Here is a 17088-nt window from a genome sequence, read left to right on the forward strand (position 1 = left end):
TCCGTGTTGTTTTATCAGCGGCAATTATCGTGGTGCATCATGATGGCTCACCTCATTCGGCAGGCTCCGGGACGCGCACTTTCGTTGTCGCGCTCATCCGCGCCGCTGGTCGCGATCTGCCCGGAGGCAAACCGAAACCCTTGACCAGCCCGAAGATCGCAGGGATCACGATCAGCGTCAGCAAGGTCGACGAGATCATGCCGCCGATCATCGGCACCGCGATCCGCTGCATGATCTCCGAGCCCGTGCCGGTGCTCCACATGATCGGCAGCAGCCCCGCCATGATCGCGACCACGGTCATCATCTTCGGCCGGACGCGCTCGACGGCACCTTCCATGATCGCCTCGTGGAGATCGGCGCGGCTCAACGCCTCCCCTGCGGCGGCGCGGCGCGCCCTGATCTCCGCCAGCGCCTGGTTGAGATAGATCAGCATCACCACGCCGGTTTCGGCGGCGACGCCGGCGAGCGCGATGAAGCCGACCGCGACCGCAACCGACATGTTGAAGCCGAGCGCCCACATCAGCCAGAAGCCGCCGACCAGCGCGAACGGCAGCGACAGCATCACGATCATGGTCTCGGTGACCGAACGGAAGTTGAGGTAGAGCAACAGGAAGATGATCGACAGCGTCACCGGCACGACGATCTTCAGCCGCTCGGTGGCCCGTTCAAGATATTCGTATTGCCCGCTCCAGACCACGTAAGTGCCAGCGGGGAACTGGATGCTCGCCTGCACCGCGCGCTGCGCGTCCGCGACATAGCCGCCGAGATCGCGATCGCGGATGTCGACATAGATGTAGCCAGCCAGTTGCCCGTTCTCGGTCCTGATCGAGGTCGGCCCGCGCGCCGGCGTGACGTCGGCGACCTCGCCGAGCGGGACTGCGCCGCCGGCCGGCATCGGCACCAGGACATCGCTCGCGATCGCCTTCGGATTGTCACGGAGATCGCGCGGATAGCGCATGTTGACCGTAAAGCGCTGCCGTCCTTCCACGGTCGTGGTCACGGTCTGGCCGCCGAGCGCGGTTGCGATCGTGTCCTGCACGTCCTGCACCGCGATGCCGTAGCGCGCCAGCGCCTCGCGGTTCGGCGTGATCTCGAGATAGTAGCCGCCGAGGCCGCGCTCGGCATAGGCCGACGAGGTGCCGGGCACGGCCTTCAGCACCTGCTCGATTTGCCTGGCGAGCTTGTCGATGCCGGCGAGATCGGGGCCGATCACCTTGACGCCAACGGGGGTGCGGATGCCGGTCGACAGCATGTCGATGCGCGCCTTGATCGGCATCGTCCAGGCGTTGGACACGCCGGGGAATTGCAGCGCCTTGTCCATCTCGGCGATCAGGCTGTCGATGGTCACGCCTGCCCGCCACTCGTCCTTCGGCTTAAGGTTGACGATGGTCTCGAACATCTCCGGCGGCGCCGGGTCCGTCGCCGTCGCTGCGCGGCCGGCCTTGCCGAACACCGAGGCGACCTCGGGGAAGCTCTTGATGATGCGGTCCTGGGTCTGCATCAATTCGGCGGCCTTGGTGACGGAAATGCCGGGCAGCGTCGTCGGCATATAGAGCAGCGCGCCTTCGTTGAGGTTGGGCATGAACTCGGTGCCGAGCTGGCGCGCCGGCCAGATCGAGACCGCGAGCACCCCGAGCGCCAGCAGGATCACCAGCGTTTTGGCGCGCAACACGCCCTTGATCACCGGACGGTAGACCCAGATCAGGAAGCGATTGATCGGGTTCTTGTGCTCGGGCACGATCTTGCCGCGGACGAAGATCACCATCAGCGCCGGGACCAGCGTCACCGACAACAGCGCCGCCGCCGCCATCGCAAACGTTTTTGTAAACGCGAGCGGGCTGAACAGCCGCCCCTCCTGGGATTCCAGCGTGAAGATCGGCGTGAACGACACGGTGATAATCAACAGGCTGAAGAACAGCGCGGGCCCGACCTCGGCGGCGGCCTCGATCAGGATCACGACCCGCGGACGGCCTGGCTCGGCGCGCTCCAGATGCTTGTGCGCATTCTCGATCATCACGATCGCCGCATCGATCATCGCGCCGATCGCGATCGCGATGCCGCCGAGGCTCATGATGTTGGAGCCGATCCCGAGCAGCTTCATGGCGCCGAACGCCATCAGCACGCCGACCGGCAGCATCAGGATCGCGACCAGGGCGCTGCGGACATGCAGCAGGAACACGACGCATACCAGGGCTACGACGATGCTTTCCTCCGCCAAAGTGCGCTTCAGCGTTTCGATCGCCGCATGGATCAGGTTCGAGCGATCGTAGACCGCAACGATCTCGACCGACTTCGGCAGGCTGCTCGCAATCTCCTTGAAACGTGTCTTGACGTTGTCGATCACGTCGAGGGCATTGATGCCGAAGCGTTGCAGCACGATGCCGCTGGCCACCTCGCCCTCGCCGTTCAGTTCCCCGATGCCGCGCCGCTCGTCCGGCCCGATCTCGACGCGCGCGACGTCGCGGAGCAGCACCGGCGTTCCGTTGTCGGTCTTGAGCACGATGTTGCCGAGATCGTTGATGTTCTTCAGATAGCCCTTGCCGCGGATCACATACTCGAACTCGGAGAGTTCGACGGTGCGGCCGCCGACGTCGGCATTGCCGGCACGGATCGCGTCGCGCATCTTCGGCATGGTGATGCCGAGATCGCGCATCCGCTGCGGATCGAGGATGACGTTGTATTGCTTGACGAAGCCGCCGACGCTGGCGACCTCGGCGACGCCCTCGGCCTTGGCGAGCGCGAATTTCAGGTTCCAGTCCTGGATCGTGCGGGTATCCGCGAGGTTCAATTGCTTTGACATCACCGCGTACTGATAGACCCAGCCGACGCCGGTCGCGTCCGGCCCGATGGTCGGTGACACGCCGGTCGGCAGCCGCGACGCCGCGCCGTTGAGGAATTCAAGCACGCGCGAGCGCGCCCAGTAGATGTCGGTGCCGTCCTCGAAGATGACGTAAACGAAAGACACGCCGAAGAACGAGAAGCCGCGCACGACCTTCGATTTCGGCACCGTCAGCATCGCCGTGGTCAGCGGATAGGTGACCTGATCCTCGATCACCTGCGGGGCCTGACCCGGATATTCCGTGTAGACGATCACCTGGGTGTCGGAGAGATCGGGTATCGCGTCGAGCGGAAGATGGAGCAGTGCGTAGAGGCCGGCGGCCGCCGCAAAGCCGGTGCCGAACAGCACCAGCAGCAAATTACGCGCCGACCAGGCGATGATGCGCGCGATCATGGCTTGGCTCCCGCATGTCCCGGCGTTTCAGTTGCTTGCCCACTGCCCGACTCGGCGAATCCCTTCAACGCCGCCTTCAGATTGCTCTCGGCGTCGATCAGGAAGTTGGCCGAGGTCACGACGGCATCGCCTTCCGCGACGCCTTCCGTCACCTCGACAAATCCGCCGCCGCGACGGCCAAGCTTGACCTCACGCGGCTCGAAGTGGCCCTCGCCTTTGTCGATAAGAACAGCTTGCCGCGCACCGCTGTCGAGTACGGCGCTTTCCGGCACCGCGAGCACCGGGCCCGGCGTCCCGGTCTCGATTTCCGCATCGACATACATTTCCGGCCGCAGCAGCTCATCGGGATTGGGCACTTCGACGCGAATACGCGCGGTGCGGGTCTGCGCCATCAAATGCGGATAGATCAGCGCCACCTCCCCGGTGAAGGTCTGGCCGCCCAGGGCCCGCGGCTTGATCGTGACCCTGGTCCCGACGGCGACCTGCGCGAGGTCGCGCTCGGCGATGTCGATGAGGACCCAGACCAGGCGATGGTCGGAAATCCTGAACAGCACGTCGCCCGGCCCCGCCCGCATCCCGTTGACGGCGTTGCGCTCGAGAATCTCGCCGTCCTGCGGGGCAAGCCATGGGATCGAGAGGGAAATCTCTCTGTTACGTTCGAGCTCCTTGATCGCCGGCTCCGGCGTTGCGAGATTCTCAAGTCTGCGACGCGCGCCCTTCAACTCCTTTCCAGTGGCACCGGCATTGATCGCCGACAGATATTCGGCAGCGGCGCTGGACAGCGCGGGGCTGTACACGTTCAGGAGCGGCTGCCCCTTGTGGACGTGATCACCCGTGGTGACGTTGGCGACGCTTTCCACAAAGCCCTCGAAGCGCAGTGCGACGACCGAAGTGCGCCGCTCGTCCTCCTGGATGGTCCCCGGCGCCCGGATGATCGATCGGACGGGCTGCCGCACGACCGGCTCGGATTTGGCGCCGGTGCGCTGGATCTTGCCGGGCGAGAGTTTGACCGATCCATCGTCGCTGTCATCGCCGTCATAGACGGCGATGTAATTCATCCCCATCGAATCCTTCTTCGGCACCGGCGAGGTGTCGGGAAGCCCCATCGGATTGCGATAATATTTGACCTTGCGCTCACTCTTTGCGCTGGCGGGATTCATGTCCGCAGATCGCGCGGGATCTCCAGAATCGACATCGGCATCGCCTGATACGGCCAGATAGTCGCGGCCGTCAGGCGTCTGCTTCGGCGTCGCCGAGTAAAGCGGCTTGCCATCCGGATCCCGGAAATAGATCGGCGCGCCGGCCTCCGCCGCACGCACGGCCGGTACAATGGCGGTGATCGCCGGTCGCGGCGGCAGACCGTGACCGGTCCATGCGACGCCTGCCGCTGCGAGGATCGCAGCGGCGGCGCCGGCCCAAGCGAGGCGGCTCATTTCTCGGCCGTCACGACGAGTTTGTTTTCGACCGAACCGGTCTCGCCCTGCACCTTCGCACCGAGCGAGAGCTGCCAGCGTCCAGCCATGCCGAAGGTGGCCTTGAACCGGTAGGTGCCGGGCTCGGTCCCCGGCATCGGCGTCACCTTGGTGACCATCTCCTGCATCGCGTCAGGCGCCATGTCGAGCCGCGTTGCGAAGATGATCGCATCAGGGATTGACTTTCCGGTCGTCCTGTCGACCAGCCGCACCGTGACGATGCGGTCAGTTCCGACCTGGACGGTCGGCTGCGTGAGCTGGAATTCGTAGTTCTTGATCTCGGCGTGCGCCGGCGAACCCGCCAGGGAAGCACTCAAGGCAGCACCGATCAGCGCGGCGGCAGCGGCGCGCGCCAGGTTGGAAGTCGTCATGGTTTGTTATCCTCGATACGTCTGATTGGCCGCGTCAGCGGCATGCGACGACACGCGCGCCAGCGGGCGCACGCGTCAGCGATCAGGCGCTTGCGCGCCCGTCAGACGTTGGTTCGAGGTGGCTGGTCCGGTGGCTTGGCGCCGAGGCCGTCAAGCAAGAGATCGTCATGCGCGGCGAACTGGCTCCGCAACGGATGACGCTCGACGAGCGTAGCAGCCCCTGTTGGGACCGGCAGCGGCACGCTCAGCATGCAAAGCGCGGCGAACGGACAGCCATCGCAGGTCTTGCTCTTGGTCTGGTCCGGACAGCACGGCATGTCGTCCGACATGACCTGCATCTCGTCAGACATCGTGGCCGCCGCCGCATCCGGCATCATCCTGGCAAATGCCGGCGCCACGGGCGCGAGCAACAGCCCGGCCGCGACGAGCAGCAGAATCCAGAGATTGGCGAGACGCCTCACTTGCATACCAGTTTGTCGCATGTTCGCGTACAACCTGCAAATCCGTCTGAGATCACGATCTCGCCAGACCACGGATACTTGATACGCGCGATGACCGTACGATATGAGCGGTTAACCAACGTATCAGTGACGCATGCAACTCGTCTCGACCCTCATTTGCCCGGCTTGCGGATTTGCCGCCACCGAAACCATGCCGACCGACGCCTGCCAGTTCTTCTACGACTGCCAGGGTTGCGGCATCCGTCTCAAGCCCAAGGCCGGCGATTGCTGCGTGTTCTGCTCCTACGGGTCGGTGCCCTGCCCGCCGGTCCAGGTGGACGGAACCTGCTGCGACAAGTCCGGTCAGGCCTGAACGATCGCGATTGACGTCTCACCTGTTGATTGTCCCTTAGGAGAGACGTAGAGCGCTCATGCAATCGGACGCATTATCGCCCCCGTCTCTCGCTGACCGCTCACTCCCGTATCAGGTGCTCATCATGGCTTCTTCAGACGCATTGGCTGCCGTCTTCACGCATATCGAATCCAACCGCGACAGCTTCCTGCAGCGCCTGATCGCCTATCTGCGCCATCCGAGCATCAGCGCCGAGAACATCGGCATCGCCGAGGTCGGCGCCCTGCTTGTCGAGATGCTCACAGGGATCGGTCTCGAAGCCGGCCTTGTCGCCACGGAGGGTTATCCGATGGTGGTGGCGCGCTGGGAGAAGGCACCGGGCAAGCCGACCGTCCTGCTCTACGGACATTACGACGTGCAGCCGGCTGACCCGATCGAGAGATGGATATCACCGCCGTTTGAGCCGACGATCCGGGACGGCAGGCTCTATGCGCGCGGCGTCGGCGACAACAAGGGCCAGCACTTCGCCCAGATCCTGGCGATCGAATCCCATCTCAAGGTGTACGGCGAACTGCCCTGCAACGTCATCCTGCTGCTGGAGGGCGAGGAGGAGATCGGCAGCCCGCATATCGCCGGTTTCGTGCGTGCCAACGCGCATCTGTTGAAGGCCGATCTCGCCGTCACCGCCGACGGCCCGCGCCATGCCAGCGGCGCGCCAACGATCAAGTTCGGCTCGCGCGGCGTCGTCTCCTTCGAGCTGCGCTGCCGCCATGCCAGCCGCGACGTCCATTCCGGCAATTTCGGCGGCGTCGTGCCGAACCCGATCTGGACGCTGGTCCATCTGCTCGGCACGATGAAGAACGCGGCCGGTGAGATCACCATCGAGGGGTTGCATGATGCCGTCGAGCCGCCGGCATCAGAGGAACTGGCGGCGATCGAGCGTCTGCCGCTCGATATCGAGGCCATCAAGAAGAGTCTCGCCCTGAAGCGCCTCGACGCGCCTGCCGACCGTCCGTTCTACGACCGTCTCTGCTTCCAGCCGACGCTGACCATCAACGGTTTCCACGGCGGCTATGCCGGCCCCGGCACCAAGACGGTGCTGCCGAACGAGGCCTTCGTGAAATGCGACATTCGGCTCGTCGAGGCTCAGGATTCCGAGGACATCCTGCGCAAGGTCCAGGCCCATGTGGCGAAGCATGCGCCCGAGGTCGAGTTCGTCGCCGAAGAAAAGGGAATGCAGCCCTCGAAGACGCCGATCGCCTCGCCCTACACCGCACCGCTGCGCCGCGCCTTCGTCGCCGCCCATGGCGAGGAGCCGCTGCTGGTGCCAGCCGGCTTCGGCAGCCTGCCCAACTACGTCTTCACCAAGCTGCTGGGCATCCCCGCCTTCGTCACGCCCTATGCCAATCCGGACGAAGCCAACCATGCGCCGAACGAGAACATGACGCTGGACTGCTTCTACAGCGGCGTGCGAACGGGGGCTGCATTGTTGCACGAGCTCGGCCAGTTCCGGCACGAGGGCTGAACCCCGCCGGAGCCGCCGCCTTCTCGGCGGCGCATCATGTCGCGAGAACGCGGATGTATGACTCACAGGCAGTGCAACAAACTTGCTGTCGTCCCGGCGCAGGCCGGGACCCCATACGCCGCGGCCGGCGGAAAGGGCACAAACGGCGTCGGCTTCTCTCACAACCCAATTCGGTGGCTATGGGTCCCGGCTCCCGTGCGCAATTGCGCACTAGGCCGGGACGACGAGTTGGTGTTGCCGCGGGCAACGCAATCCACGTCCCGTCACACTCACTTCATCAACGCCTCGACCTCCTTGCGGAACGCCTGGCGCGAGCCGTCGCGGGAGTAGAACATGTGGCCGCCGGGATAGACCACGAGCTTGGTGCGGTCGCGGCCGACGAAGGCCGGCAACTGGTCGAGGATGATCTTCGAGGCGAAATACGGCGTCGCGAGATCGAACAGGCCGTGCCCGATCAGGAGCTTCAGTTTCGGGTCGAGCGCCAGCGCCTGGCGCAGCTGCGTCACCGATTCCGCCGGCGCGGTGCCGCGGCCGAAATCCCAGGCCTTGTTCACGCTCTCGCTGAGCAATTGATAGGAGCCATCGGGGCGCCAGTTCAGCTTGCGCGTGGTGAGATCGACGGCGGCGCTGGTCAAGGGCGCCATCAGGGGATCGCCGGAGGGATCGCCGAAATGGTAGTAGCTGGAATCGGGATAGGGATCGAAGCCTTCGACAGAGGCGTCGTAACGTCCCGTCACCTTGCCGTTCTTGCGGTCGAACTCCCTGCGGAATTCGCCGATGTCGAAACGCCCGACAAGCCTGCGGCTCACCGCCTGGTCGATGCCGGTGAAGCCTGCGACCTTGTCGGAGAGCCGCGTGGTGGCCTCGGTATCGGCCTGGCCCTTGACGAGGTCGAGCAGGAAATCGCTTCGCGCGTAAGCTTCGACGTCGGCGAGATTTTCGCGCGTCACCGGCCCCTTGGCCTGTCGCGCCACCGCCGTCATGGTCGGCAGGCTCGCGACATATTGCAGGATGCTGGAGCCGGAATAGTCGCGGAAGTCGAGCACCGGCGAGATCAGGACCAGGCCGCGCACACCGACGCCCTGCTGGGTCTGCAGATTGTGCACGACTTTCGGCCCGCGAATGCCGCCATAGCTTTCGCCGGCGACATATTTCGGCGACGTCAGCCGGTCGTATTTTTCCAGCCAGCGGCGGATCACCAGCGCGACCGAATTAACGTCGCCATCGACGCTGAAGAAGCGCTTGCGGACGTCTTCAGCCGTGGTGACGAAGCGGCTGTAACCGGTGCCGACCGGATCGATGAACACGAGATCGGTGAAGTCGAGCCAGGTGTCGGCATTCGGCGACAGCTCGGGCGAGGCCGACGACACCGCCGCATCACCGTCGAACGGGAGCCGCCACGGCCCGACATTGCCGAATTGCAGCCAGGCCGATGCCGATCCGGGTCCGCCGTTGAACAGGAACGTCACGGGACGGTTCGCCTTGTCGGCGCCGTCGAGCTGGTAGGAGGTGTAGGCGATGTCGGCCAGCGGCTCGCCCTTGTCGTCGAACACGCGGATCGAGCCGGCCGTGGCGGTAAACGCAAGTGTGCGGCCCGGCAATGCCAGCGACTGTTTGGTGGTGGAATCCGGCGGCAGGCGATGCGGTTCGGCAGTGGACGTGTTGGCAGAGGCGCTGGCATTGGGGCCGGCCTCGCCGCCGCGCCCTGCCCGGCCTTTCTGGCCGCTCGGGGGCTGCGTGCTCGGGGCCTGCGCGCTCGGCGATGGCGTTGGCTGCGGGGTCTCGTCGTCGGCGCGCGCCGCGGTCACAAGGCAGGCCACCAGCAGTGCAGCTGCGAGCCGTGTCGCAAAACTGTTAGCCATGTCGTTCACTCCCTGCGCCCAGATTTACGGATTTCCCCGCAAACTGCGATAGCTTGGCGACATCCGCAAGACATGAGACCATCCGGCCCCCATCTCGACAAGGCCGCCGGGGATGTATAGACGAGCGCGGCGTAATCAGTGGCAAACGAGTTCGTGAGCGATGGCTAGCCCCAAGCGCTATGACAAGATCGCCTTCGTCGCCAGCGCCAGCGTGGAAGCGCAAGCGGCGCTCGAGCAGCTCACCGCCGCGCATGGCAACCACCCGATCGACAGCGCCGATGTCGTGGTCGCACTCGGCGGCGACGGATTGATGCTGCAAACGCTGCACGCCCAGATGCGCAGCAGCAAGCCGATCTACGGCATGCATCGCGGCACGGTCGGCTTCCTGATGAACGAATATTCGACGCACGATTTGCGCACGCGGCTTCAGGCAGCCCGGGAGTCGCTGATCAATCCGCTGCTGATGCGCGCCACCGACATCCACGGCGCCGTGCACCTGCATCACGCCATCAACGAGGTCGCGCTGTTCCGGCAGACCTATCAAGTGGCAAAACTGCGCATCCTGATCGACGAGCGTGAGCAGTTGCCGGAGCTGTTGGCGGACGGCATCCTGGTGGCGACGCCGGCCGGATCGACCGCTTACAACCTCTCCGCCGGTGGGCCGATCCTGCCGCTCAATGCGGCGCTGCTGGCGCTGACCCCGATCAGCGCGTTCCGGCCGCGGCGCTGGCGCGGCGCGCTGCTGCCGAACTCCGCCTTCGTGGTGATCGAGGTGATCGAGGGCGACAAGCGCCCGGTGGCCGCGGTCGCCGACCACGACGAGGTTCGCGACGTCCGCCGCGTCGAGGTGCTGTCCGACAAGACCATCGCGATGCGGATGCTGTTCGACCCCGGCCACTCGCTCGAAGAGCGCATCCTGCGCGAGCAGTTCGGGCATTGAAGGCGGCGTCCCCTCCTGGCAACCAATCATTAACCTCGGGCAGGATATGGTTAATTTCGGGTAATACCGCGTTGGCCCGGTATGCCCGTTCAGGACCGGACCATGTATCGCATCGACTTCAACAAGCTGCGATTTCTGATTTGCGACGACAATCCGCACATGCGCCGCATCCTGCGGACGCTGCTGCATTCGTTCGGCGCACGCGAAGTCTACGAATCCGAGGACGGCGCCACCGCGCTCGAAATGTATACCCATTACGTGCCCGACATCGTCATCACCGACTGGTCGATGCCGATCTTCGACGGGCTTGAGCTGGCGCAGATGATCCGGCAGCCGGAATCCAAGGGCAATCCCTACGCGCCGATCATCATGCTGACCGGGCACTCCGAGAAGCGCCGCGTGACTGTCGCGCGCGACGCCGGCGTCACCGAATTCCTGGCCAAGCCAATCTCAGCCAAGGGGCTCTACCAGCGGATCCTCAACGTGGTCGCCAATCCGCGGCCGTTCATCAAGACCAAGACCTATTTCGGCCCCGACCGCCGCCGCAACACCACCAACGCCTATATCGGCCCCGAGCGCCGCGGCAGTGGCGAGGTCGAAGTGATGCAACAGCCGTCGCTGCTCGATAAAGCGCGCACGAGCATCTAGGAGCCGTCATGGCCAAAGAAAAACCCGGCACGATCGAGGTCAAGAGCTTCGGCACGCACCACGTGATCACGCAGCCAAACCCGCTGCGCAGGGTGCTGCTGCGCGTCCCGGAGAGCGATCTCGACGATCCGGTCGGGCGCGCGGAGAAGGCGCTGGCCGGGCTTTCGGGCGAATTCAAGGACTGGATGACGGTTGAGGCCGACCGCCTCTCCGCCGCTTATGCCGAGGTGCAGCGCACAGGCTTCAACCGTGAGACGCGTGAAGAGCTGTTCCGCGCCGCCCACGACATCAAGGGCGATGCCGCGACGTTCGGTTATCCGTCGGCGGCCGTGGCGGCGGAAAGCCTGTGCCGCATCATCGAGCACGCGCCGGATCTCAAGGCGGTACCGCCAGCGCTGATCGCGCACCACATCAATGCCGTGCAGGCGATCGTGCGCGAGCGTACCAAGCTCGACACCGTTGTTGTATCAAGCGTGCTGAGCAAGCAGCTGCGCGGCGTCACCGACGAATTCCTGACCTACGCCAATCGCGACCGGCCCGAGCATCTCGAGGCCATCCTGGCGCCGAGCATCGTGCCGAACGAATAGTGGCGCGCGATTGGTCACCGCAGTTGCGGCGGCCGCTTCAATCGCCATCTGTCGCTGAAATGCGCCCTAAGCCGCGATGAGATCGTCGTAAGGCAGCGCCGCGATCGCGTCCTCGGCGGCGAGTTCATCGCAGAACATCCGCGCATCCTCCCGCGCCGATTCCGTCGCAAAGCGGCGCAGCAGGATCAGCAAGGGTTCGGCGGCGGAATGGTCGGTCTCGCAATGCGTCAGCACCCGCTCCACCATGCGGCGATGCAGCCGCGCCGCACCGTCGCCACTGTCGACATAGCCCATCTCATGGGTGGCCTCGAGCGCAACACGAAATGCCGCGAAAGTAGAGTCCGGCAGGCCGGCACGGATCAGCAGCGCTTGCAGGCCGCTGCCGCCGCGATCGTTGAGCAGCGCCGAGACGCGGGCGTGTGGCAGGCCGGACAGTTCGGCGAGCGCCGCCCCGAACAGCTCGAGGTTGCCGGACAACAATGCACGCAGGATCAGTCCGGCGGTGAGCTGGCCGGTGGCGCGCAGATGGGTGATCAGGCCGCGCATGTCCTCGCCGAACGATTGTGCCGCGATGTTCACCGTGGAGCGTTCGCGCGCCTCGCCGGTGACCCGTTCCGCCCGATCGGCGCCGAGCCAGTTCCGCGCCACCGCGAATTGCGCCAGCGTGTCGGACAGTTTGGCGACCAGCACCATGCGCGTCGCCGACGGCAGGTCCTCGAGCTGCAGCAGCGATTCCCTGATCGCCGCGAGATGACCGTGGCGCTCGGCGATGCGGTCCCAGGAGAACGGCGCGAGGCCGGCGTATGGATTCTCGATCAGCTCGAGCGCGGCCGCCGGCGAGCCGACTTCGGCGATCGCGGCGGAAACCGAGGCCGGCAGGTTGATGCGGCGCGCGATCGCGCATTGCATGTCGTCATTGCCGGTCGCGACGAGGTCGACGAGGTCGGCATCGATCAGAAGTGGGGAATGTTCCAGCACCGGAAGTGCGATCGAGGGCTGGTCAACCGACAAGGCCTGCACGATCGCCGCGGGCGCCTCGGCGCTGCGCGCGAACACCTCGGCCATCGCCTGCCGCACCAACGGCGACGGATCGTCGAGCAGCATCAGCAGCGCGCCTTCGGCTGCGATGCGATCCTCCTCGGTGAGGTCCGAAATGAGCCAGGCCCGCGCCAACGCCCGGGTTGCCTCTGCCCGCTCGCCTGCGGGAGCGGTCCTAATCCAACTAATGAACTGCCGAACGATCATGGTCCTGCCGGCTTACGCAACGAGACGGCATCGGCAACGCGATGCCACTACAAGGAAAAATAAACCATGACGCTTAACAAAGGGTTCACCATAAACGTTTGGGATTATTGACGTTTCGTTAAGACGCCCGTGGCCCGTGAAGGACGCGCGCGGGCTAATGCCCCGCTAGCCGCTGCTGTAGGTGCCGGCGGGATCGCTGAACAGGTCGAGCCGACCGGTCGCGCGGCCGGTGGTCGCCGCCGATGCGGTCGTTGACGACGAACTGCCCCACAGCTCCTGCACCACAGGCGAAATCGGCTCTGAACGTTCGCCGCCCTGGAACAGCGAGCGGAAGCTTGGCGCCTGCTGCGCGGACGCCGTCGTCTGCGAGGTCGCACTCACCGGCGTGACCGCCGGGAAGGTCGAGAGATAGGACGCGGTGTCCATGGTCAGCGCAGGCGTCGGCGTTGCGCTTGCGACCGCATAGGGATTCGTCGTCTCGCCGCCGCCCGCCGCGGCAAACGCCGTCCGCGTATCCTTCGCGTTCGCGGCCGCGGCATAGCGCGTGGTCAGGACCGAATAGACCTGTGAGACGCTGCGCGCGCTGCCCGACTTGTCGTAGAAGATCGACTGGTTGGCGGCGGCGGCGTTCGGAAACATCGCGGCCGCACTGGCGCTCGGGCTGTCCTCGGCGCTCGAGATCAGCTTGGCGGCGCCGCCGACCCCCATGAAGTGGGCCATGTAGAGCTCGGAGTCGGTCGGACGGCGGCCGAGCTTGCCGGTGAGCTTGAAGCTGTTGGATTGGGTCAGCGCCGCCGCCATCGACGACGACGCATCGGCATTGTCGCGCAACTTCATGATTGCGTTGCGCGCGGAGGGATCACTGACCGAATAGCTGCCGTCGGAATTCCTGGTGATGGCGTCGGCATATTTGCCGTAACCGAGCTGGCTGCCGGCCTCCTTGACGGTGCCGAGCCAGGTCTGGTCGATGAATTGATAAAGCCCGTGCGCCGACGACGTCGAGGCGCCGGCCTGCGGGTTGAAATTGGATTCCATCTTGGCGGTGGTGAGCAGATATTCGAAGCTCGTGCCGGTGGTCGAGGCCGCCTGCTTGATCGAGTTCGCGATCTGCAGGCGTGAGGAATCGACACCTGCCGCAGCCGAGGCATTGATTGTGTCGACCGCCATCTATCCGATGCCTTGCCAGGCGCCGGCAATCGGCACCCACATGCTGTCAGCTTGCCGCAATTATGGTTAATGGCGCGTTAAGGCATGCCGCCTCAGGGCTGGGCCTCGTAGTAGCGCGCAGCCTGGTCGATCTCATCGGGGGTCATCTGGCGGGCGATGTTGCGCATTTGCTGGCTGATGTCGTTGCGCCGCGCGCCCGACGCTAAGGCCTGCAGCTGCGCCTTGACGTAAACCGCCGACTGGCCGCCGAGCCAAGGACTACCCGCTTTGCTGTCGATGTCGCCGTGGCAGGAGCCGCAGGGCGGAATGTTGCGCATTGGCGCGCCCGTTACCACGATCGCAGGAGCCAGCAGCCCGGCGTCGAGATTCTTCGAGGGCACCCGCGGCAGATAGGCGTAGTAGGCCGCAACGTCCTTCATGTCCTGGTCGCTCATCGCTGCCGCGAACGGGCTCATCACAACGCTGACCCGCGCGCCGGCTTTGAAGTCGCTGAGCTCCTTGTAAGTCACCGCGGCGAACTGCCCGGCGAGGTTCGGCGAGTTGGCGTCGCTGACGCCCTGCGGCCCGTGGCAAATCGCGCAGCGTTGCGCGAGCGTCGCACCTCGCCCGATCGAAACCTGGTCGGGCCTGGTCAGCATTTCCGGGGTCATCACGACGTTCGAGGTCTTGAACTCCTGCTTGACGGAGGCGTCCTGCACCGTCGCGCGCGGCACGCCGGCCGCGCTGCAGATCGCGTCCCAGATGCCAGCAAGCTTCAACTCGGGCTGCGCCAAAGGCAGCCAGACCAAGCCCGCGAACGCAGACAGCACCGCAATGCCGCCAACGATGCCGACGCTGGCGCTGAACCATGGATTGCGGAGTGAAAACAGCGGTTGGTCGCTCATCGGCCAACTCCGACGTAGACCGCGGGCACGCTGGTCTCGTTCAGCACCATCAGTTGCGCGATCGGAAAGCCGTAATTCACGACGGTGAGGCCGATCATCAGCGCAAGCCACAGCCCGAAGGAATTGAGTGCGACCGGGATCCGCGCGGGCATGTGCAGAGGCACACTAAAACGGTACGCACCCGCCTCCCCCCTCGTGTCGAATTGTCCGCGGATCAGCACGAGCATGAAGAGAATGCCGGATACCAGCAGGATGAATCCGCCGATGGCCGACACCACGACCGAAAAGGCCTGCGGCGAGATCGCGGGATTGGCGTAGTCGTAGAAGGCCATACGGCGCGGCATGCCGAGAATGCCGACATAGTGCCACGGGAACGTGGTGACGATCATGCCGATGAACCACAGCCAGAGCTGCGCGCGCATCAGGCCGAAGCTTTCGAACGCGCGACCGGTCAGATGCGGCCACAGATCATAGGCGATCGCGAAATACATGATCACGATGGCACCGCCGAAGATCAGGTGAAAATGGCCGGTGATCCATTGCGTGTTATGCACGCTGGCGTCGAGCTGATAGCTCATGTTGATGAGGCCGCCGGCACCGCCGAAGCCGAGCATGACCAGCGACAGCGCGGTCGCGAGCATGATCGGATTGGACCACGGCAACGCCGTGATCCAGCCGAACGCGCCCCGCCCGCCGCGCAGCCGGCTTGCAATCTCCGCCGACGCGCAGATCGTGAACACCGTGAGCAGCGTCGGCAGCGCGACGAGTCCAGTGAACACCGAATGCATGAACTTGAAGCCGGCGCCCACCTGCGGATCGGCGAACAGGTGATGTACGCCGATCGGCATCGCCACCACGACAAACAGGATGAAGGAAACCCGCGCCATCGCATCACTGTAGAGCCTGCCGCCGATCGCGCGCGGGAAGATCGTGTAATAGGCAATATAGGTCGGCATCAGCCAGAAATAGACAATCGCGTGCAGCGTCCACGAGAAGAACACGCGCGCCAGGCCGGCATCGATCGTCGACTTGAACCCTAGCGCTACCGGCAGGATCTGCAGCAGGATTTCCAGCGCCGCACCAACCGCGGTCCAGCCCCACAAATAGGAGCCCGCGACATTGGCGAACATCGGAAGCGGCACCGGCTTGCCCGGGTTGTCGCGCTTCCAGATCGTGAGATTGATCGACGTCAGCGCGACCCAGATCCATGAGCCGACCACGACCATCACGACGCCAATGTAATAGAAGGGATTGCCGATCATCGGCGGATAGAAGGTGTAGAGTACTGAGGCGAGTCCGAGCGACACCGGAACCATCGCGACAACAGCGCCGACGGCAACCAGCAGGAAGCCGGCCCAGGCCCAGCGCCGTCCGACCAGCGGCTTCTCCAGCGACGCCTCGGTGATGGCGTAACCAAACCCCATCGCGATCAAGGTCGGAAAGACATAGCCCATCGCCGAGCCATGCGCGGTGACCGAGCGATAGTAGAGCTCGGGATTGAAGTGCCAGGCATTCAGCGGACTGCGCACGAACATCTGCCAGGCGCCGAGCACCAGCGCCACGGCAAACACGATGAAAGCGAGCCAGAAATGCGCGAGGATGAGCCGCTTGTTAATCAACACAGGTCAGCCTCCGCTTTGCCGCGACCATGTTGCGGAATGCGGCCTTGTCGACGACCTTGACCTTGCCCCACATGCCCTGATGGCCGATGCCGCAGAATTCCTGACACGGCATCATATGCTCGCCGGACGCCTTGAAGCGCACCTGAAGCGCCGAGATATAACCGGGCACCAGCATGGTGTTGATGTTGGTACCCTCGATCAGCAAGCCATGCACGACGTCGGCGCTGGTGGCGCGGAAGGTGACCGGCGTCTCCGACGGCACCACGACGCATTGCGGCGTAAAGGAATATTGCTGCCCGATCGCACGCACCGTGACGGAGCCGTCGGCTTCCACCGCGCTGCCGAGATTGCTCTCGATAAATTCGCCCGAAAGATGCAGCGTCTTGGGATCGGCGGTCTCGACATGGCCCTGCGGCATCGTCGCCTGATGGATGCCGATATACGCCGCCATGCCGACCAGCAGGCCGACGATGATGATCGACAGCGTAGCCCAGCGGCGCTCGATCCGCGCCGTGACGGCTTCGCCGGGGCTGTGCTCCGTCTCGGTTGCCATCAGCCCGCACTCCGCGGCAGGAACACCAGCAGATAGAACGCAAACCAGAGCCCGATCACGATGGCCGTCGCAATGCCGGCCACCGCGACCGCGCCGCCAGGACCAGCGCGCACGATGACTTCGACCGCCTCGTCTTCCGAACCCGTTACCGACGATTGCGGCGAAGATGAATTGATCATGATCGGTCC

Annotated in this window: 16 protein-coding genes; 5 read left to right on the plus strand and 11 right to left on the minus strand. The window is 64.8% G+C overall.

The window, feature by feature from the left end; genetic code table 11:
* Nucleotides 1-52: 52 nt before the first annotated feature.
* From UP10_RS02760 to UP10_RS02775, 4 genes are all read right to left on the minus strand, one after another.
* Nucleotides 53-3232, minus strand: a complete 3180-nt coding sequence (locus tag UP10_RS02760) for an efflux RND transporter permease subunit (protein ID WP_044585849.1) — start codon at nucleotides 3230-3232, stop codon at nucleotides 53-55.
* Nucleotides 3229-4665 carry an efflux RND transporter periplasmic adaptor subunit gene (locus UP10_RS02765; RefSeq protein WP_044585850.1) on the minus strand — a complete coding sequence of 479 codons (1437 nt, stop codon included), beginning with the start codon at nucleotides 4663-4665 and terminating at the stop codon, nucleotides 3229-3231. The genes UP10_RS02760 and UP10_RS02765 overlap by 4 nt, the downstream gene beginning before the upstream one ends.
* Nucleotides 4662-5075 (minus strand): FixH family protein, encoded by a 414-nt coding sequence (locus UP10_RS02770; protein ID WP_044585851.1) that lies wholly within the window; start codon nucleotides 5073-5075, stop codon nucleotides 4662-4664. The genes UP10_RS02765 and UP10_RS02770 overlap by 4 nt, the downstream gene beginning before the upstream one ends.
* 101 nt (nucleotides 5076-5176) lie before the next feature.
* Nucleotides 5177-5542 carry a hypothetical protein gene (locus UP10_RS02775; RefSeq protein WP_044585852.1) on the minus strand — a complete coding sequence of 122 codons (366 nt, stop codon included), beginning with the start codon at nucleotides 5540-5542 and terminating at the stop codon, nucleotides 5177-5179.
* A 127-nt stretch (nucleotides 5543-5669) separates the two neighbouring features.
* Between UP10_RS02775 and UP10_RS02780 the strand changes: the two genes are divergently transcribed.
* Nucleotides 5670-5888 (plus strand): GDCCVxC domain-containing (seleno)protein, encoded by a 219-nt coding sequence (locus UP10_RS02780; protein WP_044585853.1) that lies wholly within the window; start codon nucleotides 5670-5672, stop codon nucleotides 5886-5888.
* Nucleotides 5889-6012: 124 nt separating this feature from the next.
* Nucleotides 6013-7392, plus strand: a complete 1380-nt coding sequence (locus tag UP10_RS02785) for a M20/M25/M40 family metallo-hydrolase (protein ID WP_044586148.1) — start codon at nucleotides 6013-6015, stop codon at nucleotides 7390-7392.
* A gap of 269 nt (nucleotides 7393-7661) precedes the next feature.
* Here the strand turns inward: UP10_RS02785 and UP10_RS02790 are convergent, their stop codons facing one another.
* Nucleotides 7662-9254 (minus strand): S10 family peptidase, encoded by a 1593-nt coding sequence (locus UP10_RS02790; RefSeq protein WP_044585854.1) that lies wholly within the window; start codon nucleotides 9252-9254, stop codon nucleotides 7662-7664.
* Between the two features lie 160 nt (nucleotides 9255-9414).
* On the opposite strand from UP10_RS02790, the gene UP10_RS02795 reads away from it, so the two are divergent.
* From UP10_RS02795 to UP10_RS02805, 3 genes are all read left to right on the plus strand, one after another.
* The gene (locus tag UP10_RS02795; RefSeq protein ID WP_044541344.1) at nucleotides 9415-10194 is read left to right on the plus strand and encodes an NAD kinase; all 780 of its coding nucleotides are present in this window, start codon (nucleotides 9415-9417) and stop codon (nucleotides 10192-10194) included.
* A 102-nt stretch (nucleotides 10195-10296) separates the two neighbouring features.
* Entirely contained in the window at nucleotides 10297-10842 is a 546-nt protein-coding gene (locus UP10_RS02800; protein ID WP_044541409.1) for a response regulator, read from the plus strand.
* 8 nt (nucleotides 10843-10850) lie between these two features.
* Entirely contained in the window at nucleotides 10851-11429 is a 579-nt protein-coding gene (locus UP10_RS02805) for an Hpt domain-containing protein (protein WP_044585855.1), read from the plus strand.
* 66 nt (nucleotides 11430-11495) lie between these two features.
* On the opposite strand, the gene UP10_RS02810 is transcribed toward UP10_RS02805, so the two are convergent.
* The 6 genes from UP10_RS02810 to UP10_RS02835 all read right to left on the minus strand — a co-directional run bounded on the left by UP10_RS02810 (nucleotide 11496) and on the right by UP10_RS02835 (nucleotide 17079).
* Nucleotides 11496-12674: a DUF2336 domain-containing protein gene (locus tag UP10_RS02810; protein WP_044585856.1), complete on the minus strand. Its 1179-nt coding sequence runs from the start codon at nucleotides 12672-12674 to the stop codon at nucleotides 11496-11498.
* Between the two features lie 165 nt (nucleotides 12675-12839).
* Entirely contained in the window at nucleotides 12840-13841 is a 1002-nt protein-coding gene (locus UP10_RS02815) for a transglycosylase SLT domain-containing protein (RefSeq protein WP_044585857.1), read from the minus strand.
* Between the two features lie 92 nt (nucleotides 13842-13933).
* Nucleotides 13934-14725, minus strand: a complete 792-nt coding sequence (locus tag UP10_RS02820; protein ID WP_044585858.1) for a c-type cytochrome — start codon at nucleotides 14723-14725, stop codon at nucleotides 13934-13936.
* Nucleotides 14722-16347 carry a b(o/a)3-type cytochrome-c oxidase subunit 1 gene (locus UP10_RS02825; RefSeq protein ID WP_044585859.1) on the minus strand — a complete coding sequence of 542 codons (1626 nt, stop codon included), beginning with the start codon at nucleotides 16345-16347 and terminating at the stop codon, nucleotides 14722-14724. Before UP10_RS02825 ends, UP10_RS02820 begins: the two co-directional genes overlap by 4 nt.
* Complete coding sequence (locus UP10_RS02830; protein WP_044585860.1) at nucleotides 16337-16900, minus strand: cupredoxin domain-containing protein; 564 nt, start codon at nucleotides 16898-16900, stop codon at nucleotides 16337-16339. Before UP10_RS02830 ends, UP10_RS02825 begins: the two co-directional genes overlap by 11 nt.
* A complete protein-coding gene (locus UP10_RS02835; RefSeq protein WP_044585861.1) occupies nucleotides 16900-17079 on the minus strand; it encodes a membrane protein in 180 nt (59 codons plus the stop codon). The genes UP10_RS02830 and UP10_RS02835 overlap by 1 nt, the downstream gene beginning before the upstream one ends.
* Nucleotides 17080-17088 lie beyond the last annotated feature (9 nt).

Source organism: Bradyrhizobium sp. LTSPM299, from assembly GCF_000938235.1.
Lineage (GTDB): Bacteria > Pseudomonadota > Alphaproteobacteria > Rhizobiales > Xanthobacteraceae > Bradyrhizobium.